This is a genomic window from Leifsonia sp. RAF41 (assembly GCF_052114085.1).
In the GTDB taxonomy this organism is placed as follows: domain Bacteria; phylum Actinomycetota; class Actinomycetes; order Actinomycetales; family Microbacteriaceae; genus Leifsonia.
Genome location: NZ_JBFREB010000001.1, coordinates 1713746 through 1736043 on the forward strand (window position 1 = coordinate 1713746; position 22298 = coordinate 1736043).

Annotated in this window: 20 protein-coding genes and 1 tRNA gene; 9 read left to right on the forward strand and 12 right to left on the reverse strand. The window is 69.9% G+C overall.

The window, feature by feature from the left end:
* Positions 1-172 precede the first annotated feature (172 nt).
* The 3 genes from AB4Y74_RS08210 to AB4Y74_RS08220 all read left to right on the forward strand — a co-directional run bounded on the left by AB4Y74_RS08210 (position 173) and on the right by AB4Y74_RS08220 (position 2292).
* Complete coding sequence (locus AB4Y74_RS08210; protein WP_441798609.1) at positions 173-649, forward strand: hypothetical protein; 477 nt, start codon at positions 173-175, stop codon at positions 647-649.
* A gap of 427 nt (positions 650-1076) precedes the next feature.
* Positions 1077-1598: a hypothetical protein gene (locus AB4Y74_RS08215; protein ID WP_441798610.1), complete on the forward strand. Its 522-nt coding sequence runs from the start codon at positions 1077-1079 to the stop codon at positions 1596-1598.
* 121 nt (positions 1599-1719) lie between these two features.
* The gene (locus tag AB4Y74_RS08220) at positions 1720-2292 is read left to right on the forward strand and encodes a 4'-phosphopantetheinyl transferase family protein (protein ID WP_441798611.1); all 573 of its coding nucleotides are present in this window, start codon (positions 1720-1722) and stop codon (positions 2290-2292) included.
* A 115-nt stretch (positions 2293-2407) separates the two neighbouring features.
* On the opposite strand, the gene AB4Y74_RS08225 is transcribed toward AB4Y74_RS08220, so the two are convergent.
* The 4 genes from AB4Y74_RS08225 to AB4Y74_RS08240 form a co-directional block, all read right to left on the reverse strand.
* Positions 2408-3712: a M1 family metallopeptidase gene (locus AB4Y74_RS08225; protein WP_441798612.1), complete on the reverse strand. Its 1305-nt coding sequence runs from the start codon at positions 3710-3712 to the stop codon at positions 2408-2410.
* On the reverse strand, positions 3709-7707 hold the full coding sequence (locus AB4Y74_RS08230; protein WP_441798613.1) for a Pls/PosA family non-ribosomal peptide synthetase: 3999 nt from the start codon (positions 7705-7707) through the stop codon (positions 3709-3711). Before AB4Y74_RS08230 ends, AB4Y74_RS08225 begins: the two co-directional genes overlap by 4 nt.
* Before the next feature lie 58 nt (positions 7708-7765).
* Positions 7766-8128 carry a hypothetical protein gene (locus tag AB4Y74_RS08235; protein ID WP_441798614.1) on the reverse strand — a complete coding sequence of 121 codons (363 nt, stop codon included), beginning with the start codon at positions 8126-8128 and terminating at the stop codon, positions 7766-7768.
* 64 nt (positions 8129-8192) lie between these two features.
* Complete coding sequence (locus AB4Y74_RS08240) at positions 8193-8672, reverse strand: NUDIX domain-containing protein (RefSeq protein ID WP_441798615.1); 480 nt, start codon at positions 8670-8672, stop codon at positions 8193-8195.
* 76 nt (positions 8673-8748) lie between these two features.
* Between AB4Y74_RS08240 and AB4Y74_RS08245 the strand changes: the two genes are divergently transcribed.
* A complete protein-coding gene (locus AB4Y74_RS08245; protein ID WP_441798616.1) occupies positions 8749-9207 on the forward strand; it encodes an NUDIX domain-containing protein in 459 nt (152 codons plus the stop codon).
* A gap of 29 nt (positions 9208-9236) precedes the next feature.
* Here AB4Y74_RS08245 and AB4Y74_RS08250 read toward each other — a convergent pair whose 3' ends face one another.
* The gene (locus tag AB4Y74_RS08250; protein ID WP_441798617.1) at positions 9237-9572 is read right to left on the reverse strand and encodes a hypothetical protein; all 336 of its coding nucleotides are present in this window, start codon (positions 9570-9572) and stop codon (positions 9237-9239) included.
* Positions 9573-9681: 109 nt separating this feature from the next.
* Between AB4Y74_RS08250 and AB4Y74_RS08255 the strand changes: the two genes are divergently transcribed.
* Together AB4Y74_RS08255 and AB4Y74_RS08260 are read left to right on the forward strand one after the other, a co-directional pair.
* Positions 9682-11388: a bifunctional 3'-5' exonuclease/DNA polymerase gene (locus AB4Y74_RS08255; protein WP_441798618.1), complete on the forward strand. Its 1707-nt coding sequence runs from the start codon at positions 9682-9684 to the stop codon at positions 11386-11388.
* Positions 11389-11455: 67 nt separating this feature from the next.
* Entirely contained in the window at positions 11456-12316 is an 861-nt protein-coding gene (locus AB4Y74_RS08260; protein ID WP_441798619.1) for a DUF1684 domain-containing protein, read from the forward strand.
* Positions 12317-12417: 101 nt separating this feature from the next.
* On the opposite strand, the gene AB4Y74_RS08265 is transcribed toward AB4Y74_RS08260, so the two are convergent.
* Positions 12418-13005 (reverse strand): PadR family transcriptional regulator, encoded by a 588-nt coding sequence (locus AB4Y74_RS08265; protein ID WP_441798620.1) that lies wholly within the window; start codon positions 13003-13005, stop codon positions 12418-12420.
* A 187-nt stretch (positions 13006-13192) separates the two neighbouring features.
* Here AB4Y74_RS08265 and AB4Y74_RS08270 point away from each other — a divergent pair, with 187 nt between their 5' ends.
* Positions 13193-13696: a DUF3145 domain-containing protein gene (locus tag AB4Y74_RS08270; protein ID WP_441798621.1), complete on the forward strand. Its 504-nt coding sequence runs from the start codon at positions 13193-13195 to the stop codon at positions 13694-13696.
* Between the two features lie 166 nt (positions 13697-13862).
* On the opposite strand, the gene AB4Y74_RS08275 is transcribed toward AB4Y74_RS08270, so the two are convergent.
* The 6 genes from AB4Y74_RS08275 to aceE form a co-directional block, all read right to left on the reverse strand.
* Positions 13863-15098, reverse strand: a complete 1236-nt coding sequence (locus tag AB4Y74_RS08275; RefSeq protein ID WP_441798622.1) for a beta-ketoacyl-[acyl-carrier-protein] synthase family protein — start codon at positions 15096-15098, stop codon at positions 13863-13865.
* A 107-nt stretch (positions 15099-15205) separates the two neighbouring features.
* The gene (locus AB4Y74_RS08280; RefSeq protein WP_021765217.1) at positions 15206-15457 is read right to left on the reverse strand and encodes an acyl carrier protein; all 252 of its coding nucleotides are present in this window, start codon (positions 15455-15457) and stop codon (positions 15206-15208) included.
* Between the two features lie 45 nt (positions 15458-15502).
* A complete protein-coding gene (locus AB4Y74_RS08285; RefSeq protein WP_441798623.1) occupies positions 15503-16507 on the reverse strand; it encodes a beta-ketoacyl-ACP synthase III in 1005 nt (334 codons plus the stop codon).
* 19 nt (positions 16508-16526) lie between these two features.
* On the reverse strand, positions 16527-17447 hold the full coding sequence (locus tag AB4Y74_RS08290) for an ACP S-malonyltransferase (RefSeq protein ID WP_441798624.1): 921 nt from the start codon (positions 17445-17447) through the stop codon (positions 16527-16529).
* Positions 17448-17531: 84 nt separating this feature from the next.
* A complete protein-coding gene (locus AB4Y74_RS08295; RefSeq protein ID WP_441798625.1) occupies positions 17532-18746 on the reverse strand; it encodes a PucR family transcriptional regulator in 1215 nt (404 codons plus the stop codon).
* 7 nt (positions 18747-18753) lie between these two features.
* On the reverse strand, positions 18754-21480 hold the full coding sequence (gene aceE, locus AB4Y74_RS08300; RefSeq protein WP_441798626.1) for a pyruvate dehydrogenase (acetyl-transferring), homodimeric type: 2727 nt from the start codon (positions 21478-21480) through the stop codon (positions 18754-18756).
* A 202-nt stretch (positions 21481-21682) separates the two neighbouring features.
* Here aceE and AB4Y74_RS08305 point away from each other — a divergent pair, with 202 nt between their 5' ends.
* Complete coding sequence (locus tag AB4Y74_RS08305; protein WP_441798627.1) at positions 21683-22153, forward strand: peroxiredoxin; 471 nt, start codon at positions 21683-21685, stop codon at positions 22151-22153.
* Between the two features lie 28 nt (positions 22154-22181).
* Positions 22182-22254 (forward strand) — tRNA-Val (locus AB4Y74_RS08310).
* The last annotated feature ends 44 nt before the right edge of the window (positions 22255-22298 follow it).

The following is a 22298-nucleotide window of genomic DNA, read 5'->3' on the forward strand; positions in this document are numbered from 1 at the left end:
CGGGTGACTCACAGGGCTGTGGTGGTACCTACGTTGCTCCCGGCGGATCCCAGAAGTTCCGCGGATTTCCGGGGCAACTGCGCCGTTAGTGAGGGATTAACTCGACACTCATAATCGCTCGGTCACGGGTTCAAGTCCGGCCCGCCCTACTTCGCATCGTTAGGATTCGGCCATGACTAGAGCGTCCTGGTGGAATGTCGTGTTCGGCTTGGCCGGGCTCGTGGCGCTGGCGCTGGCCTATCTCCTGTGGGTGGCTACTCCCGACTTCCCGATCGTCCCGTTCCTGGGAGGCGCTCTCGGCGGCGCGTTCATCGGCGCATCGCTCACCGGGCTCGTGCTGACGAGAGGGGCGGCCGAGCGGAAGCCGATACCGAGCCACGCAGCCGGCATCGCCGAGATCGACAGGCAGTTGCTCGGCATCCGCCAGGCCATTTCGGGGACCGAGGCCGCTATCGGCGTCGCGGAGGCGGACGTCCTAGATGCGCACTCGCCGCAATGGCGGATGCAGTCTCAAGGGACGTACAAGCAGGGCGTGGCCCAGTTGGAGCACTTTCGGGAGCAGGAGCGTGCGGCCGTTGCGGAGCGGGCGAAGGTAGCAGCGATGACCGACAGGCAATGGCGCGCCTACGTCCGGAAGTCGCGTCGGTAGCGCCGATACAACGACGAAACGGCCCCGGCCGCCGTCCGGGGTCCCGTGGGTACTTTTCTGGTGGTACCCGACTTCGCGTCGGTGGTGCCTATCCGGAGTCGCAAGGATCTGAGCCGACATGCCGTATGGCGCACTAGGCGTCCTGGATATCTTGCTCGCGATCGACCGATCAGTGGTACCTACAGTGGTACCTACGTTGGGAGTTGCATGCAGTTGCTGGGAACGTCACAGCGCCGGCGATCTCTAGAAATTCCGCGGAATTCCGCGGAAGTCCCGCCGTGAGTGGAGGATTAGCCCGAGACTCATAATTCCTCGGTCACGGGTTCAAGTCCCGTCCGCCCTACTTTATAGATGGTGCCGCAAGCAGCGACCCGATAACACTTCAATCCCCTAGCTATTCCGCGTCGCAGGGGTACCGTAACGCGTCATGAATACAACTGGATGGATCATCCTGATCGTCGTCGTGGTCGTCATCATCGTGATCGCCATCATCGCGTTGACCGTCGGCCGCAACCGTAAGCGCGAGGCCGACCGTCGCCGTGCTGAAGAGATGCGGCAGTCCGCGGCTCAGACCCAACTGGATGCGCGTGAGCGCGAGGCGAAGGCCGCCCGCGCCGCCGCCGACGCCAAGCAGGCTGAGGTCGACGCGGCGCGCCTGCGTCAGGAGGCTCAGGAGCGCGAGTCGGCTGCGGCCTCGGCCCGTACCGAGTCGGAAGAGGCGATGCGCAAGGCCGACCGTGTCGACCCCGACGTGCGCACCGACCGCCAGGGCAACCGGGTCGACGACGGAACCCGTCGTGACGCGGACACCCATGATGCCGCTGCGGCCGGTACCGCTGGCACCGCCGCGCCCGAGGCGACCGCAGCTCCGGTGGACGACACCACTCCTCACACCGCTCGTCACGAGGCACCCCGCTTCGACGACGGAAGCGACCGCTCGGCTCGCTGAGCTGTAGCACCCACTTCGACGGCGAGCGCCGACGCCGGCCCGACGGCCTGTCGGCGCTCGCTCTTTCCCTGAGGTTCGGCGGGCTAGCATCGATTCGTCGGTACCGAGGGACGGAGGATGGATGCCCGCCTTCGTCGTCGTGCCTCACGCCTCCGCAGGCTCGGGCGTCGTCGCCCGTCTGTCGGAAAGCGATCGCGCGCGCTTGACCTCGCTCGACGGGGATGTCCTCGCACGGCAACGTTTCCTCGCCGGTCGTGCGGCCCTGTTCGCCGCGGCGGATCGTCTCGGCGAGCGGGACATCCGGATCGACGCGCGGTGCCCGGACTGCGGGCTGGCGCACGGCCGCCCGCTCGCGCTGGGTGGTGGGTCACCCGTCCACCTGGCTCTCTCGCATGCTGCCGGCTCTGCGTTCGCGGTGGCGGCGCGCCGTCCCGTCGGGATCGACGCCGAACCCGTGTCGGGGTCTGCCGACAGGCACGCGGCGATCGACTCACTCGCGCCCGGGCGCGGCAACGCCCTCCGACGGTGGACGGCGATCGAGGCGGTACTCAAGGCCGACGGCGGCGGACTGCGCCTGTCGCCGGACGCCGTTCGCATCGGACCCCGCAGCGCGCACCTGCACGGCGTCCGCTACCACCTCGCGACGGCCCGCGCGGTCGCGTGCGTCGTCACGGTCGCCGAACGCAGACCCTGACCCCGCGAGGTGCGCCTTGTGGTCGCTATTCGGCGCGAATAACAGCATCTACTCACCTCTCACGGGCGGAGGCGCCTGGGAAGGCCGGACGTGAGGCGGACGGGAGCGGGCGAAGTCACGCCGTGAGGGACGGCAGGCGCGCCTGGCGCAGCCAGGCGTCGAAGAACCTGTCGAGCGGCTCGTCCGCATACCGCGCCGCGAGCGACTCGAAGTCGGCGCTGGTGACCGTGCCGAAGCGGTGCACACGCGTCCACTCGCGGAGGAGGTCGAAGAACCGCTCGTCGCCGAGCCGCAGGCGCAGCGCGTGCAGGAGGCAGGCGCCCCGCTTGTAGACGCGGTCGTCGAACATGGAGTCCGGCCCGGGGTCGCCGAGCAGCAGATCCTTGGATGCGAGGAGCAGACCCGCGTGATGCACCCGCGCGTGCGCGTTGGCGCTCAGGCCTCCGGACGCCTCCGACCACAGCCATTCGGCGTAGCAGGCGAACCCTTCGTTCAGCCAGATGTCGCCCCACACGGAGAGGCCGACGCTGTTGCCGAACCACTGGTGTGCGAGTTCGTGGGCGATCAGCCGCTCCGAACCGCCCCGACCGTCGACGTGCGTGGAACCGAACGTCGCCATCCCTTGCGCCTCGAGCGGGATCTCCAGCGGGTCCGCGGTCACGACCACCGAGTACGACGGGAACGGGTACGGCCCGAACAGCCGCTGAAAGCACTCCAGCATCCGGCCGACCGGCTCGAAGTCGTGGAGCACCCGGGTCTGCAGCGCGGGCGGGTATGCCACGGCCCATTCGACGCCGTCCGAGTACCGCCGTTCGACGATGTACCGGCCGATCTGGACGGCCACCAGGTAGGTGGCGGTCGGCTCCTCGCGGTCGAACGTCCACGAGCCGCGGCCACCGACGACGCTGTGCCCGGTCGGCTCCCCGGTGGCGAGCACGGTGTACGCCTGCTCGGTAGTGATGCGGAGGCGGTAGGCGGCCTTGTCCGACGGCCGGTCGTTGCAGGGGAACCAGCTGGGCGCCCCGGACGGCTGTGACGCGACGATGACCCCGTCGGTCAGTTCCTCCCAGCCGAGCGTTCCCCACCGGGTGCGGCGCGGCACCGGCGAGCCGTCGTAGGCGACCTCGACGGTGAATTCGCTCCCGGCGGGCAGAGGGGCAGGAGGCACGATCCGCAGGTGCGTCGGTGTCTGGGTGAAGCGGACCCGTTTCTGCCCGTCGACCCGGACGCGCTTGGCCTTCAGGTGCACCAGGTCGAGAACGATCGCGGACAGCCGGACGGACGCGCGCCCGCGGATCACCGCCGTCGCATCCAACCGGTTCGTCGCCACCCGGTAGTTCAGGTCGAGGTCGTAGCTGAGGACGGAGAAGTCCGGGGTTCCGGACCGGGGCAGATACGCGTGCCGTGCCGGGTCCGTCATCCGCCGACCCGTGCCCGGTACTCGCGCACGACCACTTCGCGCCACGGTCCGATCGGGTTGCCGCTCCAGCGGCTGCCGGCCGGCACCGTCTCGCCGCGCATCACCAGGGACGCCGGTCCCACGGTGGCCTCGGCGCCGATGTCGGCGGCGGGCAGGATGACGCTGTGCGGGCCGAGCGTGCCGCCCCGCTCGATCGTGACCTGGTCCATGCTCATGATTCGATCATGGAACAGGTGGGTCTGCACAACGCAGCCCCGATTGACGGTGGATGCGTCGCCCAGCGTGACCAGATCCGCCTCCGGGAGCCAGTAGCTGTCGATCCAGACGCCGGTGCCGATGCGCGCCCCCAGGCTGCGCAGCCACCAGGCCAGCGCCGGCGTGCCTGAGGCGGCCCAGGCGAACCACGGCGCGGCGACCATCTCGGTGAACGTGTCGGAGACCTCGCTGCGCCAGATGAACGACGACCAGAGCGGATGCTCGCCCGCGCGCAGCCTCCCGAGCAGCGCCCACTTGGCGGCGGTGCTCACGGCCGCTGCGACCGCGCCCGCGACAAGCAGGACCGGACTGCCCAGCACGACCGCCCAGACGGGGCCCCACGCCGTCTCGATGGCGCCGAGGGCGATCACGACGCCCAGGCCGATCGCGCACGTGACGAACACGGGCACGATGCGCAGCAGCTCCCACGCGGTGCGGGCCACGCGGAGCGCGGTCGGAGGCTCGAAGGTGCGCGAGAGGTCCGCATCCTGCACCTGGCGCCGGAGCCGGACCGGGGGAGAGCCCAGCCACGACGAGCCCGCCTTCGCTTTGCGCGGCGCGAACGAGAGCACCGCCACCAGACCGTCGCGCGGGACCCGATTGCCGGCGCCCGCCATTCCCGAGTTGCCCAGGAACGCGCGTGCCCCGATGTCGACGTTCGCGATGCGGACGTAGCCGCCGCCCAGCTCGTACGACGCGACGAGCGTGTCGTCGGCGAGGAAGGCACCGTCCCGGATGCGGGTCATGCGGGGGAGGAGCAGCACGGTCGAGGCCTCGACGTCCTTCCCGACCTGGGCCCCCAGCATCCGGAGCCAGACGGGAGTGAACAGGCTCGAGTACAGGGGGAACAGGATGGTGCGGGCGAGATCGAGGAGCCGCTCGGTCGACCAGGACTGCCACCCGACGCGGCTGCGCACCGGGTAGACGCCCTCGCGCATCCCGATGCCGAGCAGGCGGACGAACACGACGACGAGTGTTGCGAGGACGACGCCGGCGGCGAGAGTGCCGGGGATGAGGCCGGCCGCAGCCCGCGCGACCACGTCACCCCAGCTGTCCGCACCCCGGACGAAGGCCGCGACGACGCCCGCACCGACGGCGAGGGAGACCACCGGAACCAGCGAGACGACCAGCGACGCCACGGCGTACGCCGCGACCCAGCGGGTGCGCCGCGGCGGGCGCTCCGCCGGCCACCAGTCGTGGGCGCGGCCGACCCGGACCGCGGGGGAGCCCGACCAGTTCTGCTGCGCCGGCACCCGGCCGAACACCGCCGACCCCGGCGCGACCGTCGCGTTCCGTCCGATCTTCGTCCCCGGCATGAGGGAACTCCGCGCGCCGACGGAGCTGCCCGCGCCGATCCGGATCTCGCCGATGCGCACCACATCTCCGTCGATCCAGTAACCGGCCAGGTCGACCTCCGGCTCGATGGACGCACCGGCACCGATGCGCAGCATGCCGGTCACCGGGGGCAGCGTGTGCAGATCGACTCCGCGGTCGATCGTCGCGCCGAGCGCGCGGGCGTAGTACAGGATCCATGGCGCGCCGGCGAGGCTCGCGGCGCCCACCTGATGAGCGACCTGCTCGGCGAGCCACAACCGCAGGTGCACGCCCCCGCCGCGGGGATGGTCGCCCGCCTTCACCCCGAGGAGGAGGAGCCGGGCGGCGACGACGGCGATCGCCATCCGGCCCCACGGCGTCACGAAGACGAGGAGGCCGACCACCAACCAGACGGGATCGACCGCAGGCAGTACGTCGAAACCGCCGAGGGGACGGAGGAGAAGGGAGGCCGTGAGCAGGTAGAGCAGCCAGCGGATGCCGCCCAGGATGAAGAGCGGCACACCGAGTACGGTCTGCAGCGCTCGCATTCGGAACGGTGTGGGCGGGACCACATGGGTGGATGCGGCGGACGACGACGGCGAGCTCTCGGCCAGAGTCTGCGTGAGAGCGCCGAACCGGGGCGTCGCGTAGATGTCGGCCACTGTGATGTCGGGATGCCGCCGGCGGATCAGCGAGACCAGCTGAGCGGCCGCGAGAGAGCCGCCGCCGAGGTCGAAGAAGTTGTCGTCGGGACCCGAGACCGGCAGCCCGAGAACGTTGCGCCAGTCCTCTGCCAGGCCCTGCGCGACGGGATCGTCCGTCACGGCTCCCTCGCCGCTCGCGGCATCCTCCAGCGGCCAGGGGAGGGCCGCCTTGTCGACCTTGCCCGAGGTGCGCACCGGAAGCTCGTCCACGACGGCGAGGAGCGGCACAAGGGCAGCGGGGAGAGTCTTGCGCAGGTGCGCCAGGGACGCCGCGCGATCGAAGGCGTCAAGATCGGGGATCGCCAGGTAGCCCACGAGCACGTCGTTGCCGGCGGCCGACCGGCGTACCGCCGCGGCTGCGCCGGAGACACCGGGCAGAGCCTGGAGGGCGGCCTCCACCTCGCCGAGTTCGATCCGCCGCCCGCCGAGCTTCACCTGGTCGTCCGTGCGGCCCAGGTAGAACAGTCCCTCCGGGTCGAAGCGGACGAGGTCTCCGCTCCGGTATGCGCGCTCCCAGCCGAGCGTGGGCATGGGCGCGTACTTCTCCGCGTCCTTCGCCGGGTCGAGGTAGCGGGCGAGGCCCACGCCGCCGATGACCAACTCGCCGCTCTCGCCGTCGGCGACAGGGTGGCCCGCCGCGTCAACGACCGCGAGGTCCCAGCCGTCGAGTGGCAGCCCGATCCGGACGGGTTCGCCGATCGAGAGCCGGGCCGCGCACGCGACCACCGTGGCCTCCGTCGGCCCGTAGGTGTTCCACACCTCGCGGCCCGGTACGGCGAGACGGCTCACCAGTTCGGGCGGGCACGCCTCGCCGCCGAAGATGAGCAGGCGGACGTTGTCCAGCGCATCCACCGGCCACAGCGCGGCCAGGGTGGGCACGGTGGAGACGACGGTGATGCGGCGGGCGGAGAGCCACGGCCCGAGGTCCATTCCCGTGCGGACCAGGGAACGCGGGGCCGGCACGAGACACGCGCCGTGGGCCCAGGCGAGCCACATCTCCTCGCATGAGGCGTCGAAGGCGACGGAGAGACCGGCCAGGACCCGATCCTGGGGTCCGATCGGCTCGTCCTGCAGGAAGAGGCGCGTCTCGGCATCCACGAACGCGGCGGCCGAGCGGTGCCGCACGGCGACGCCCTTCGGCGTTCCGGTGGAACCGGACGTGAAGATGATCCACGCGTCGTCCTCCGGCGCGGGAGGCTCGACGACGAACACGGCGGCGGTGCTGGGATGCGGCGCCTCCGCCGTGAAGACCGGGCGCGCCCCCTGCTCATCGCGCAGCAGCAGCCCGCGATCGGTCAGGACGCCCCGGACCGCTGCCTCGCCGAAGACGAGCTCCGCGCGCTCTTCCGGGTCGTCGGCATCCACCGGCACGTACGCCGCACCCGCCGCGAGCACGCTCAGGATGGCCAGGTACAGCTCCCGGGATCCGGACGACATCCGTACCCCGACGCTGTCTCCGCGGCGGATTCCGCTCTCACGCAGGCGGGCGGCCCCGGCGCCGGCGCGGGCGAGCAGTTCGCGGTAGCTCAGGGCACCCGCCGCATCCTCCAGGGCCGACGCATCAGGATATCGCCGGGCGGACTCGCTCAGGATGTCGATCAGCGTCCGGGCCGCCGGCGCCGCGTCGCCGCGCAGCAGCAGCCCCGGGGGCGTTGTCGGGGCCGGCTGCGGGTCGGGCGCCGCCTGCCGAGCGGAGGGCTGCGATTCTGTGGCGTCGGGCACGACGGCACGCTACGGGCGGCGGGTTAAGCGCCGGTGAACGGCGACCGTGGCGGCCCCGTCAGCCCTCGCCGAGCGCGTGGAGCAACTGGGCCTTGTTCATGCGGGAGTACCCCTGGATTCCGCGACCCTTCGCCCGATCCCGAAGCTCCCGGAAGGTGGGGATGCCGGTGTCGGATGCCGGAGCGGCGACGTGCTCCGCGACGGACTTCGCCGACACCCGCGCATCATCCGCCGTCTTGTTCGCACGCCGGACCGCCTTCTTGGCGTCCTTCGCGGCCTGCGCCAGCCGGTCGTGGAGGTCCTCGGCCTGCCGCTTGGTCTTCTTGTCGAGTTTCTTGACCGCCTTCTCCGCGTCGCCGACCGCGACGCGTGCGGTGTCCAGCGCGTGCTCGGCGGCCTTCTCGGCCTTGCTCTTCGCCACGGTTGCCTCCTTGCGGGTCACGCCCTCGTGGGCCCAACCATACGGGCGCGGGACGCTGTGCGCGCTAGTGGATTTTCGCGTCCTCCGCGAGGCGCGCGAGCAGCGCGTCCAGAATGGGCCGCTGCGCCTTCGTCAGCTTCAGCCGCGCCTGCTCGACCGGGAACCACCGGGCGTCATCCACCTCAGGGAACTCCTGCATCCGGCCCGAACGCGGCGGCCACTCGAGTGGGAAGGTATTGCTGCGGATCGCCTCGGGCTCGAACTCGCTCTCCGCGGCGAATACGACGATCGTCTTGCCCGACCCGCGGAACTCGCCCAGGGGGCGGTAGTCGGCGTCGGGCGCCGGCGTGCCGATCTCCTCGGCGAACTCCCGCCGGGCCGCAGCGAGTTCGTCACCGAGGTCGGTCTCCTCCACGATCCCTTTCGGCACCGACCAGGCTGCTTCGTCCTTCCGGGCCCAGAACGGTCCGCCCATGTGGGCGATCCACACCTCCACGTCGGTACGACGGCGGTAGAGGAGCAGGGCGGCACTGCGCACGGTCATGAGGACAGCCTCCCACTAGACGTCGCCGCGTGACTGCGCGTCGGGATGCGGCCCTCCGCCCGACTAACGTGGAGGTGTGGACTCGGGTGACGCGTGGGTGGAAGGGCCGGACGGCCAGCGGTTCTGGGGTCGGTTCGGCGCCGCGGGGCTGCTCGTGCACGACCTGCGGCGCGGTGTGCTGCTGCAGCACCGAGCCGACTGGAGCCACTTCGGCGGCACCTGGGGTCTGCCCGGTGGAGCGCGTCACGGGGGCGAGAGTGCGGTCGACGGCGCCCTGCGCGAGGCCGCCGAAGAGGCCGCGGTGCCTCCCGACGCCGTGCAGGTGCTCTTCGAGAGCGTTCTGGATCTCGGCTTCTGGTCCTACACGACGGTCGTCGCCCAGGCCGTGCGGTCGTTCGAGGCGCGCATGGCCGACGTCGAGAGCATCGAGCTGCGCTGGGTGCCGGTCGACGAGGTCGTCGCCCTACCGCTGCACCCCGGCTTCGCCGGGTCGTGGCCCGCCCTGCGCGCCCGCCTCACCGCCCTCTCCGACTGACGCCGGGAGAGGGGCGACCGGTCGTCGGGTCAGGATACGAGGCGCGGCCAGAGCAGCGAGCTGGGGACGTCGTCGCAGCCGTCCGGCAGGCCGGTGTACGACGCCGCCCCGGGGTACGGCGCGGCGCCGGGGTAGGCGGGCGCGCCGGGATAGCCCGGCGACCCGCGGTACGCGTGGGTGCTCTGAGTGAACAGCCGGTCGCCGCGGATCGTGCCGAGGTAGTTCCCGTCGGGGGTGACGGCATCGTCATCGCTCCACGGGAACCAGCCGATCCAGTCGCCATCCGGATTGAACAGATCCCGGGACCTCGGTTCGGTCCGGAACGCTATCCACACTCCCTGACTGTCATGCAGGTATACGGTCATCGTCGATCATGCCTTTCGGGTCGGCATCGTCGTTGAATGAATTATCCTCACGTCGGCCCGTACGTGCAAGCGACGCGCCGGTGTCGGCGGACGCCACGAGAATGGGTGGATGCACATCCTCCTCGAGCGCGACGTCCGCGGCAGCGCCCGCGTGACGTGGCTCGACACGTCGGCGGACGTGCGAGAGGACGCGGGCGAGGAACGTTCATCGGTCGTGGAGATCGCTCGCTTGCCCGCCCTCGTGGCGGCGGAGGAGGGCCGCCAGGATCGCCCGCGCTGGGTCTGGGACGACACCCGCCTCTGGTACCCGGCCCTTCTGGCTGCCGGCGTGCGCGTCGAACGTTGCATCGATCTGAGGTTGTGCCACGCCATTCTGCGCAACTCCACACTGGCGGCCGGCTCGGCTCTCGCGGCCGCCGCCCCCGGGCCCTGGGATGCGATCGCCGATCCTGTGGAGGAGACCCCCGCGGTCCACACGACCCTCTTCGACCTCGACGAGCCGGTGCCGGATGCCGGATCGGCCGTCCGCTCCGCCCGCACCGAATTCGCGGCACAGGAAGACGCGGTGGCCGGCAGCACCGATCCGCGACGGCTCCGCCTCCTTCTCGCCGCCGAGTCCGCTGGGGCGCTGGTCGGCGTCGAACTGCAGCACGCCGGCCTCCCGTACAGCGTTCAGCGTCACGACGAGCTGCTGACGGCGCTGCTCGGTTCCCGCCCGGCACACGGCCGCCCGACCATCCTGGAGGAGCTCTCGCGCGACATCCGCTCGCACCTCGACGCGCCGGAGCTCAATCCGGACAGCCCGCCCGACCTCCTCAAAGCCCTGCAGCGCGCGGGAGTGATGGCGACCTCCACCCGATCGTGGGAACTGCGCCGCCTCGAGCATCCCGTCATCGAGCCGCTGCTGCGGTACAAGAAGCTCTCCCGGCTGCTCATGGCCAACGGATGGACGTGGCTCGACGCATGGGTTCGCGACGGGAGGTTCCGTCCCGACTACGTACCGGGTGGCGTGGTCACCGGCCGCTGGGCCACCCGTGGCGGCGGCGCACTGCAGTTGCCCAAGCAGGTGCGCGGCGCTGTCGTCGCCGATCCGGGCTGGAAACTCGTGGTCGCGGATGCGGCCCAACTGGAGCCGCGTGTGCTCACGGGGCTGGCGGGCGACCAGGCGATGGCGGCGGCTGGACGCGGGAAAGACCTCTATGAAGGCATCGTGGCATCGGGGGCCGTCGAAGAGCGCGCCCAGGCCAAGGTCGCGATGCTGGGCGCCATGTACGGCGCGACGACGGGGGAGAGCGGCCGGTTGATGCCGCGCCTCACCCGCGCCTTCCCCCGGGCGATCCGGCTGGTCGAGGATGCCGCGCGCGCCGGGGAGCGCGGCGAGAAGGTGACGTCCCGGTTGGGGCGCAGTTCCCCGCTCCCCGGGCCCGCCTGGGCCAGTACGCAGTCGGCGGCGTCGGCGGCCGACTCGACGGACGCGGATGAGCGCCGGGCTCGCAGTCAGGCGCGCGACTGGGGCCGCTTCACCCGCAACTTCGTCGTTCAGGCCAGCGCGGCGGAGTGGGCGCTCTGCTGGATGGCGGAGTTGCGCAACCGGCTGACGGCGCTCGCTCCCGACGCCGCGCTCGTGGAGGCGCCGCATCTCGTGTACTTCCTCCACGATGAGGTGATCGTCCACACCCCGGCACTGCTGGCGGAGGAGGTCGCCGCGGCCGTGCGCGCGTCCGCCGAGCAGGCCGGTCGTCTGCTCTTCGGGGGTTTCCCGGTCGAGTTCCCGGTGACCGCGGCGATCGTCGACAGCTACGCGGAAGCCAAATGATGCACCGAGCGGAATGCCCGAGTGTCGGAGTTGGTTGTCACGGGAGACCTGACCGAGGATGGACACCATGACCGACACCGCCACCGCCCGCGACGACGCCAACAGGACCGACCCGGACGCCGTGCTCGCCCGCTATCGCGCCCGCCGCGAGCAGGCCGTCACCGCGCCCCAGGGGAACCTCGCGCTGGTGAACACGCAGTGGATCACCGGCGACCCGGAGTCGGAGCAGCCGATCTGGGGCGTTCCCGGCCTGTGGTCACCGCTGCCGAAGGGCGAGTCGGGCCTCAAGGTGACTGCGTCCGCGGCCGACAACATCGTCGTCGACGACGTTCTCGTCGACGGTTCCGCGATCGTCCGTGGAAAGAACGACCCCAACCCGAGCGCGATCCGCTTCAGCGACACGCAGACCGGTTTCGTCATCGCCAGCGAGGACGGCGACTACGCCCTGCGAGTCTGGGACGCGAACTCCGAGGCGATCCAGGAGTTCGGATCCATCGACGCCTTCCCGTTCAACCGCGACTGGATCATCACGGCCTCGTTCAGCCCGATCGAGGGCGGCAAGACGATCGGCTTCGAGCACCTGAAGGATGACGGCGCGACCCGCGACATGGTCATCCCGGGCGAGATCACCTTCACGAAGGACGGCGTCGACTACAACCTGGCCGCCTTCAAGGCCGGGCGCGCGCTGCAGCTCGTGTTCGCTGACACGACGAACGGTGACAACACCTACTCCGTCGGCCGGTTCCTGTTCGTGGTGCCGAACGAGGACGGGACGGTCACGCTCGACTTCAACCTGGCCGTGCTCCCGCCGTGCGCGTTCAGCTACAACTTCAACTGCCCGCTGCCTCCGGCGCAGAACCGCTTTGCGGTCCCGATCGAGGCGGGCGAGAAGAACGTCCTGAACAAGCAGGGCGAGCTGCTTCACTAGCGCTCTCGCCACCGGCGCCGACGCGCCCCACCGAAATCGAAGGAACCTCCGCCGAGTTCCGGTGGACGCTCCGCCGTTCCCCGTCGCGCACGGCGTGTCCGCTACTCGGCGGGAGCGGCGGCGGACGCCGTCTCAGCGGACGGCCGGCGCCCGCGACGCGGACGCTCGGGGGAGCGCTGCTGGACCAGGGCCGTGGGATGCGCGGCCAGCGTCGCGGCCACCTCGTCCAGCCACTCGATGGCAGCTCTCGCGCCGAGCTCGGCCGCGCGGTTCGCCGCGAGGAGCGCCCGAGAGTCCGCCTCGTGCGAGAGGTAGCGGATGCGTTCCGCGTACGCCTCGCGGTAGCCGTCGACGATCGTCAGCGCATCCACCCCGCTGAGCGACGCGGCGATCAGGACCTGGTCCTGCATCTCATCCCAGTCGGGCCGTCCGTCTGCGGGGCCGTCGGTCAGCCAGACGCCGGCGGCGAGACGTCCGGTGTCGGTCAGGGCGTACAGCGGCAGCCCGTCGTCGGTGGCACCGGCGGAGGCGACGAGGCCCTGGTCGGTCATTCGATCGAGGGTGGAATACACCTGCCCGGGGTTGAGCTGCCGACGGTGGGCCGCACGGCAGAGGAACTCGCTCTGGAGCTGCGAGCCGTAGGCGGGACCCTGCGTCAGCAGAGCCAGGAAACCATTCTGCACCGACATACTCGGTATGCTATTCCGCTTCGGCGTTCGCTGGGCGAGTGAATCGCCGAATCACAATCTTGTAACTACCCGCGGTTCTCAGGCATAATCGTGGCAACGCGCATCAGCGCAACCAATTTCATACGCCGAAGCACTCCATCCCGTTCCTGGTCGTAGGGGAAGACGCACCAACGAACGGAGGAGAACCATGTCGGCACACGCAGCTCGAGGGGTGCTCTACGTGCACTCCTCTCCCGGCGCGCTCAGCCCCCACATCGAGTGGGCGGCCGGACGCGCGCTCGGGCGAGCAGTCAACTTCACCTGGGAACCACAGCCCGTGCTGAAGGGCGCCCAGAGGACCGAGTTCTTCTGGGACGGCCCCCCGGGAACCGGAGCGCGCCTCGCATCCGCCCTGCGCGGGTGGGAGCACTTGCGCTACGAAGTCACCGAGGACGCCGGGCACGGCACCGACGGTGGCCGGTGGATGCACACGCCCGACCTCGGCATCTTCTTCGCGCAGGTCGACACCGCCGGCAACATGGTCGTGCCGGAGGACCGTATCCGCTACGCCATGGAGATCGCCGGCGCCAACGCGACAGAGCTGCACCGCGAACTCCGGCTGGCCCTGGGGCAGGCGTGGGATGACGAGCTCGAGCCGTTCCGTCACGCCCACGACGACACGTCGGTCATCTGGCTCCACAACGTCGGCTGACTGCGGTGTCTCGTAACGACTCCGCCTGCGCGCACCGCCGCAGTCGTCCCCAGACAGCGCACTCGCACTGACCTCCCGCGGCGGGCCCGGCTCCGGCCGCCCGCCCGCGGTGACACGCAGAAGGCCCCGATCCGAGGACCGGGGCCTTCTGCAGTGCCTACAGGGCTCAGTAGCTCCGGAACGCGGCGACGGCGTTGTGCCCGCCGAAGCCGAACGAGTTGCTGATCACCAGCTGCGCACCGTCGCCGAGCGGCTGGGGTTCACCCTTCACCTGCAGCGGGATCGCCGGATCCATCTCGGTGATGTTGATCGTCGGCGGGGCCTGACGGTCGCGGATCGCGAGGATGCTGAACACGGCCTCCAGCGCACCGGTGCCGCCCAGGAGGTGGCCTGTCGACGCCTTGGTCGCCGACACGGGGATGCTGTGGATGCGGTCGCCGAACACCTCGCGCAGCGCCACGTACTCCGAGGGGTCGCCGACCGGCGTGCTCGTCGCGTGGGCATTGATGTGGGTCACGTCGTCCGGCGACGCACCCGCCTGCGCCAGCGCGCGGTTCACGGCGCGGCTGGCACCGCGTCCCTCGGGGTCGTTGGCGGTGATGTGGTACGAGTCGGCCGTCACGCCGCCGCCGGCGAGCTCCGCGTAGATGCGGGCGCCGCGGGCGAGCGCGTGCTCCTCGGTCTCGAGCACGAGGCTGGCCGCACCCTCGCCCATGACGAAGCCGTCGCGGTCGACACTGTAAGGGCGCGACGCGTGAGCGGGGTCGTCGTTGCGGCGGGACAGCGCCTGCATCGATGAGAACGAGGCGACGGTGATCGGGTGGATGGCGGACTCGGTGCCGCCCGCGATCACCACGTCGGCGTAGCCCGCCTGCAAGTGGTCGTAGGCGTTGACGATGGACTCGGTGCTCGACGCGCATGCGGAGGCGACCGTGCGGGCGAACGCCCGGGCCTCGAAGTGCATGGACACGGCTGCAGCAGCCGCATTCGGCATGAGCATGGGGACGGTCATCGGCAGCACGCGGCGGGGACCGCGCTCACGCAGGGTGTCCCAGGCGTCGAGCAGCGTCCAGACGCCGCCGATACCGGTGGCGAAGTCGACGCCGAGCCGCTCGGGGGCGACATCCGGCCGTCCGGCGTCCTCCCATGCCTCCATAGCGGAGATGAGCGCGAACTGGCTCGACGGGTCGAGGCGCTTCGCGACCGGTCGTTCGAGCACTTCCTCCGGACGCACCTTGGCCTCGGCGGCGAAGGTGACGGGGAGCTCGTACTTGGCGACCCACTCGTGTTCGAGGGTGCGGGTGCCGGAGACTCCGGCGAGCAGGCCCGCCCAGCTCTCCGGGGCGGTGCCACCGAGGGGCGAGGTCGCGCCCATACCGGTGACGACGATCTTTTTGGTCATAACGGCAACTCTCTAGAGAAACGACGGCGGCGTACTCATCGCATGCCCGCCGCGCACGGGCGGCGACTCAGGGCCGCCGCCCATGCGGAAGATTCTTGGGCTTAGCGCTAGGCGTCCTGCGCCTTGACGATGAACTCGACCGCGTCTCCGACGGTCTTGAGGTTCTTGACTTCCTCGTCCGGGATCTTGACGTCGAACTTGTCCTCGGCGTTGACCACGATGGTCATCATCGAGATGGAGTCGATGTCGAGGTCATCGGTGAACGACTTGTCCAGCTCGACCGTGTCGGTCGCGATGCCGGTCTCGTCGTTGATGAGCTCAGCCAGGCCGGCAAGAACTTCTTCGGTGGACAATGCCATGGTGTTTTCTCCTTGAGGGGGTGTCGTTTTTGACCGTGGAACAGTCTAGGGCAGCACGACGACCTGCGCGCCGAAGACCAGACCGGCACCGAAGCCGATCTGCAGCGCCAGGCCGCCGCTGAGCTCCGGGTTCTCCTGGAGCAGGCGGTGGGTCGCGAGGGGGATGGAGGCGGCGGACGTGTTGCCGGTCGTCTCGATGTCACGGGCGATTGCGACGGTGTCGGGCAGCTTCAGCTGCTTGGCGAACTCGTCGACGATCCGCATGTTCGCCTGGTGCGGGATGAACGCGGCGAGCTGGTCGGGGGTGACCCCGGCCTCGTCGAGAGCCTGCTTGGCGACCTTCGCCATCTCCCACACGGCCCAGCGGAAGACGGTCTGGCCCTCCTGGCGGAGGGTCGGCCACGGCGCGCCCTCGTCGCGGTACTCGATGAGCGTGTTGCCCATCCCGACCGCGTCGGCCTTGGAGCCGTCGGAGCCCCAGACGGTCTTGGCGATGCCGGGGTAGTCGCTCGGGCCGATCACGACGGCGCCTGCGCCGTCGCCGAGCAGGAACGAGATGGTGCGGTCGGTGGGGTCGACGATGTCCGAGAGCTTCTCGGCGCCGACGACGAGCGCGTAGTGGGCGGCACCGGTGCGGATCAGCGCATCCGCCTGGGCGATGCCGTACGCGTAGCCGGCGCACGCAGCGTTCATGTCGTACGCCGCGGCGGGGTTGGCCCCGACGCGGTCGGCCAGTACCGCTGCGATGGACGGCGTCTGCTGGACATTGGACACGGTGGCGACGATGACGGCGTCGATCAGCTTCGGGTCGACGCCCGACTTCTCGATCGCCTCCTTCGACGCCTCGGTGGCGAGGTCGACGGCCAGGATGGAGCGGCTGGCCCGTGTGCGGGTGATGATGCCGGTGCGCTGGCGGATCCACTCGTCGGAGGAGTTGATCGGGCCGACGAGGTCGTCGTTCGGGACGACGAGATCGCCGCGGGCCGCTCCGATGGAGAGGATGCGCGTGTACTGCGGGCCGTGGGACTGCTGAAGGGTGGGGTGAGTCATCGGGGAGCTCCTTGGGGGCCTACGCGGCCTGGTCGATGAGGTCGAAGGCGGCAGGCAGGTCGTCCGGCGTCTTGATGGCGACGGTCGGGACGCCCTTGAGGCCGCGCTTGGCGAGGCCGACGAGGGCACCGGCGGGCGCGACCTCGATCAGACCGGTGATCCCGGCCTCCTGGAACGCCGCCATGTCGAGGTCCCAGCGCACCGGCGAGGAGACCTGGCCGACGAGCAGCCGGAGGAACTCTGCGCCGTCGGTGATCTCGGAGCCGTCCTTGTTCGTCCACAGCCGCAGTGTCGGGTCGCTGGTGCTGAGGGTGCCGGCGAACGCCTCGAGGGCGGGAACGGCCGGCGCCATGTAGCGGGTGTGGAACGCACCGGCGACCTGCAAGGGGATCACCCGGGCGCGGGCCGGCGGGTTCTCGCCCAGCTGGGCCAGCGCATCCAGAGCCCCGGCCACCACGATCTGACCGCCGCCGTTGTAGTTGGCGGGGGAGAGGCCGAGCTCGTCGAGACGGCTCAGCAGCTCGGACTCGTCGGCTCCGATCACGGCGCTCATCCCGGTCTGCACCTCTGCGGCTGCGCGAGCCATGGCGGCACCGCGCTCGCGCACGAAGGCGACGGCGTCCGTCTCGCTGAGGACGCCCGCACCCGCGGCGGCGGTCAGCTCGCCGACCGAATGGCCGGCGATGCCGCCGACGCGGTCACGGCGCCCGTCGGCGAACAGCGCCGAGAGGGTGAGCAGTCCCGCCGACACGATGAGTGGCTGGGCCACTGCGGTGTCGCGGATGGTGTCCGCGTCGCTCACGGTGCCGTGCGCGACGAGGTCGATGCCGACGGCGTCGGAGATGCCGGTCAGCTGATCGCGGAACGAGGACTCAGCGAGCCAGGGAGTAAGGAACCCGGGGGTCTGGGATCCCTGTCCCGGGCACACGATGACGATCACGGTATCCAGTCTGCCAATCTTCCGCGGGGCGGATGTGTCGGTTGGGTACGAAGTATTCGAAGATGCTTTGTGGTTGTCTACAACTCAGCCGCCGCGCCGGGGCGAATCCGGCTCGTTGATCGAGCCCACGATGAGGGCTGCCTGCAGGATGAGGGCCTCGCGAGCGCCTGTCGCATCCCACCCGATCACCTCGGAGACCCGCTTGAGGCGGTAGCGCACGGTGTTGGGATGCACGAAGAGCTCGCGGGCGGTCGCCTCCAGCGACCGGCCGTTGTCGAGGTAGCACCACAGCGTCGTCAGCAGCTCGGTGGAGTGCGCCTGCAGCGGGCGGTAGATACGGCTGATCAGCGTCGCGCGCGCCAGTCCGTCGCCCGCGAGAGCCCGCTCTGGCAGCAGGTCGTCGGCGTGCACCGGGCGTGGGCAGTTGCGCCAGGCCTTCGCCACCGCGAAACCGGCCAGGGCCGCCTTGGCGCTCTTGGACGCATCCACCAGGCTCGGCACCTCGTGACCGAGCACCAGGTGGCCGGCTCCGAAGCCCGGCTCCAGGTGTTGTGCGATCTCGAGAAAGGACACGACCGGCATCGGTCCGATCGCGTCATCCGGCGCGCTGTTGCTCGGGAACGCCCGGCCGATGACGAGGACCAGCCTGCTGCCCTGCACGCCGATCAGCACATCCGCGGACATGTGCCGGGCGGTTCGACGCACCTGGTCGACGTCGAGCATCTTCGGCGCGGTGCCGACCAGGACGCTGACCTCGCCGTGACCGTGCCAGCCGAGGGCGGCGATGCGGCTGGGCAGTTCGTCGTCGTACTCGCCGGTCAGGATGCTGTCGACGACCAGGGCTTCCAGGCGCGCGTCCCACAACCCGCGCGCCTCGGCGGCACGCGCGTAGACATCGGCGGCGGCGAAAGCGATCTCGCGGGAATACAGGAGGATGGCCTCGCGCAGGTCTTCTCCGCCCGCGCTCTTCACGCGCTCTTCGACCACCTCCACGGTGATCTTGATCAGCTGGAGGGTCTGCTGGAGGCTGACGCTGCGGAGCAGTTCGCGCGGGGCGGCGCCGAACACGTCGGCAGCGATCCACGGCGTCGAGCGGGGGTCGTCGTACCAGGAGATGAACGACGAGATGCCCGCCTGGGCCACCAGGCCGACGGCGCTGCGTCGGCCCGGCGGCATGTCGCGGTACCAGGGGAGGGTGTCTTCGAGCCTCTTGAGCGTGGTCGTCGCCAGCTCACCCGAGATCTTGCGCAGCCACGCGAGCGTCTCGGGCTTGGTCCTCTCTACCGGGCGGCCGGCCACGGGGCGGTTACGCCTCGCCGCCCGCCGAGCCGGTCGTGCCGGCGTTGACGTCGTGCAGCAGGTACTTCTCGATCGCCCAGGCCGGTGCGTTGGGGTCGACCTTGCCCTGCTCGGCGAGCAGCTCCAGCGTCCGAACCACCATCGACGGTCCGTCGATCTTGAAGAACCGGCGGGCGGCGGGACGGGTGTCCGAGAAGCCGAAGCTGTCGGCTCCGAGCGTCGCGTACTGACCGGGCACGAACTGACGGATCATGTCCGGCACGGCGTGCGAGTAGTCGGTGACCGCAACGAAGGGGCCGTCGGCGCTCTCCAGCTTGCGGGTGACGTACGGGACCTGCTTCTCCTGCTGCGGGTAGAGGAAGTTGTGCTCCTCCGCCGCCAGGCCGTCGCGGCGCAGCTCGCCCCACGAGGTGACGCTCCACACATCGGCGGAGACACCCCAGTCCTGCTGGAGCAGGTGCTGAGCCTCCAGAGCCCACGGCACGGAGACGCCGGACGCGAGCAGCTGGGCCTTCGGGCCCTCGCCCTCTCCGGCGCGCAGCCGGTAGAGGCCGCGGACGATGCCGTCCACATCCACGCCCTCGGGCTCAGCCGGCTGGACGAGCGGCTCGTTGTACACCGTGAGGTAGTACATGACGTTCGGGTCGGGGTGGTTGCCGCCGTACATCCGCTCGAGGCCCGCGCGGACGATGTGGCCGATCTCGTAGCCGTATGCGGGGTCGTACTGAACGACCGCCGGGTTCGTCGACGCGAGGATCGGAGAGTGACCGTCCGCGTGCTGCAGGCCCTCACCGGTCAACGTGGTGCGACCGGCGGTGGCGCCGATGAGGAAGCCGCGCGCCATCTGGTCACCGGCCGCCCACAGGGCGTCGCCCGTGCGCTGGAAGCCGAACATCGAGTAGAAGACGTAGACCGGGATGAGCGGCTCGCCCTGGGTCGAGTACGACGTGCCGACGTTGGTGAACGCGGCCAGCGCGCCCGCCTCGTTGATGCCGACGTGGATGATCTGACCCTGCGGGCTCTCCTTGTACGCCAGGAGCTGCTCGCGGTCGACCGAGGTGTAGTTCTGGCCGTTCGGGTTGTAGATCTTGGCGTTCGGGAAGAACGCGTCCATGCCGAAGGTTCGCGCCTCGTCCGGGATGATCGGGACGATGCGGTGGCCGAAGTCCTTCGAGCGCAGGAGGTCTTTCAGCAGGCGGACGAACGCCATGGTGGTGGCGATCTCCTGCGTGCCGGAGCCCTTCTTCGAGATCGCGTACGCGGAGTCCTCTGGCAGGTTGAGCTGCGTGTACTTCGCGCGGCGCTCCGGCACGTAGCCGCCGAGAGCGCGGCGACGGTCGTGCAGGTACTGGATCGCCTCGTCGTCGGGTCCCGGGTTGAAGTACGGCGGGAGGTAGGGGTTCTCCTCGAGCTGCCCATCCGTGATCGGGATGCGCATGGCGTCGCGGAACGCCTTGAGGTTGTCGAGCGTCATCTTCTTCATCTGGTGGGTCGCGTTGCGGCCCTCGAAGGACGGGCCGAGGCCGTATCCCTTGATCGTCTTGGCGATGATGACGGTGGGCTGACCCTTGTGCTCGACGGCCGCCTTGAACGCCGCGTACACCTTGCGGTAGTCGTGGCCGCCGCGCTTGAGACCCCAGACCTGGTCGTCCGAGTAGTCCTTGACGAGCTCGAGGGTGCGCGGGTCGCGACCGAAGAAGTTCTCGCGCACGTAGGCGCCGTTCTCGGTCTTGTACGTCTGGTAGTCGCCGTCCGGCGTCTGGTTCATGAGGTTGACGAGCGCGCCGTCGTTGTCGCGGGCGAGCAGGTCGTCCCACTCGCGGCCCCAGATGACCTTGATGACGTTCCAGCCGGCGCCCCGGAAGTAGCTCTCCAGCTCCTGGATGATCTTGCCGTTGCCGCGGACCGGGCCGTCGAGGCGCTGCAGGTTCGCGTTGACGACGAAGGTGAGGTTGTCGAGCTTCTCGTTGGCCGCGACCTGGAGCTGGCCGCGCGACTCCACCTCATCCATCTCGCCATCGCCGAGGAACGCCCAGACGTGCTGGTCGCTCGCGTCCTTGATGCCACGGTTGGTGAGGTACTTGTTGAGCTGCGCCTGGTAGATCGCGTTGATCGGGCCGAGGCCCATCGACACGGTCGGGAACTGCCAGAACTCCGGCATGAGCCGCGGGTGCGGGTAGCTGGAGAGCCCGCCGCCGGCGTGCGACTTCTCCTGACGGAAGCCGTCGAGCTGGTCGGCGCTCAGCCGGCCCTCGAGGAACGCACGGGCGTACGGGCCGGGGGAGGCGTGGCCCTGGAAGAAGACCTGGTCGCCGCCGCCCGGGTGGTCCTGGCCGCGGAAGAAGTGGTTGAAGCCGATCTCGTAGAGCGTGGCGCTGGAGGCGTAGCTGGAGAGGTGGCCGCCGACCGCGATGCCGGGACGCTGCGCGCGGTGCACCATGACGGCCGCGTTCCAGCGGATCCAGGCGCGGTAACGGCGCTCGATCTCCTCGTCGCCCGGGAACTCGGGCTCGTTATCCGGGGAGATGGTGTTGATGTAGTCCGTGGTCGGCACCATCGGGACGCCGACATGCAGGTCCTTTGAGCGCTTCAGCAGGCTGAGCATGATCTCGCGCGCCCGCTCGTGGCCATGGGCCGCAACCAGTTGGTCGAGGGATTCCTGCCACTCGGCGGTCTCCTCCGGGTCCGAATCGATGTTGTTCACCGAGTACGGGTCCTGGTCGTTTACAGTCACCCTCGACCTCTTTCTTGTGTCGGATGGATCGTGGACGTGCCTCTGGGCTGTCGGTTCTCGACAAGCGCGGACACCATCCTTCAGCCTAGCCGCACTCCGGAGGAGTCGTTGACCTTCACTTGGCACTCCGAGCGCAGAGGTCTAGGCTCAGTCCTCGTGCCCGCCGGTGTGCCGCGCGACGCGGGCGTGAAAGGACGACACCATGGCCCTCGAGAACGACACGCTCGCCCCCGACTTCGAACTGCTGAACCAGTACGGCGAGACGGTGCGACTCAGTGACTTCCGTGGCCGCAAGGCCGTGGCGATCGTGTTCTTCCCGCTGGCGTTCTCCGGCACCTGCACCGGTGAGCTGTGCGCTCTCCGCGATAACCTCGGCCTGTTCGAGGACCACAGGGTCGAGCTGCTGGGCGTCTCGGTCGACTCCAAGTACACGCTTCGCGCCTGGGCAGAGCAGGAGGGCTACACCTTCTCGCTGCTGGCCGATTTCTGGCCGCATGGCGACATCGCCAAGGAGTACGGCGTCTTCCTGCCCGAGAAGGGGTTCGCGAACCGTGCGACCTTCCTCGTGGACGAGCGCGGCATCATCCGAGCCTCCTTCATCACCGCGCCGGGAGAGGCCCGCTCGATCGAGACGTACCGCGCCGCGCTCGACCGCCTGCCCGCGCACGTCTGACCGGTTCCACTAGGCTGGTCGACATCCCGGGCCTTTAGCTCAGCTGGTAGAGCGCCACGTTTACACCGTGGATGTCGTCGGTTCGATCCCGGCAGGGCCCACCGCAATTCGGGCATGCGCGAAGAGCCATGCAATGATCGATCGA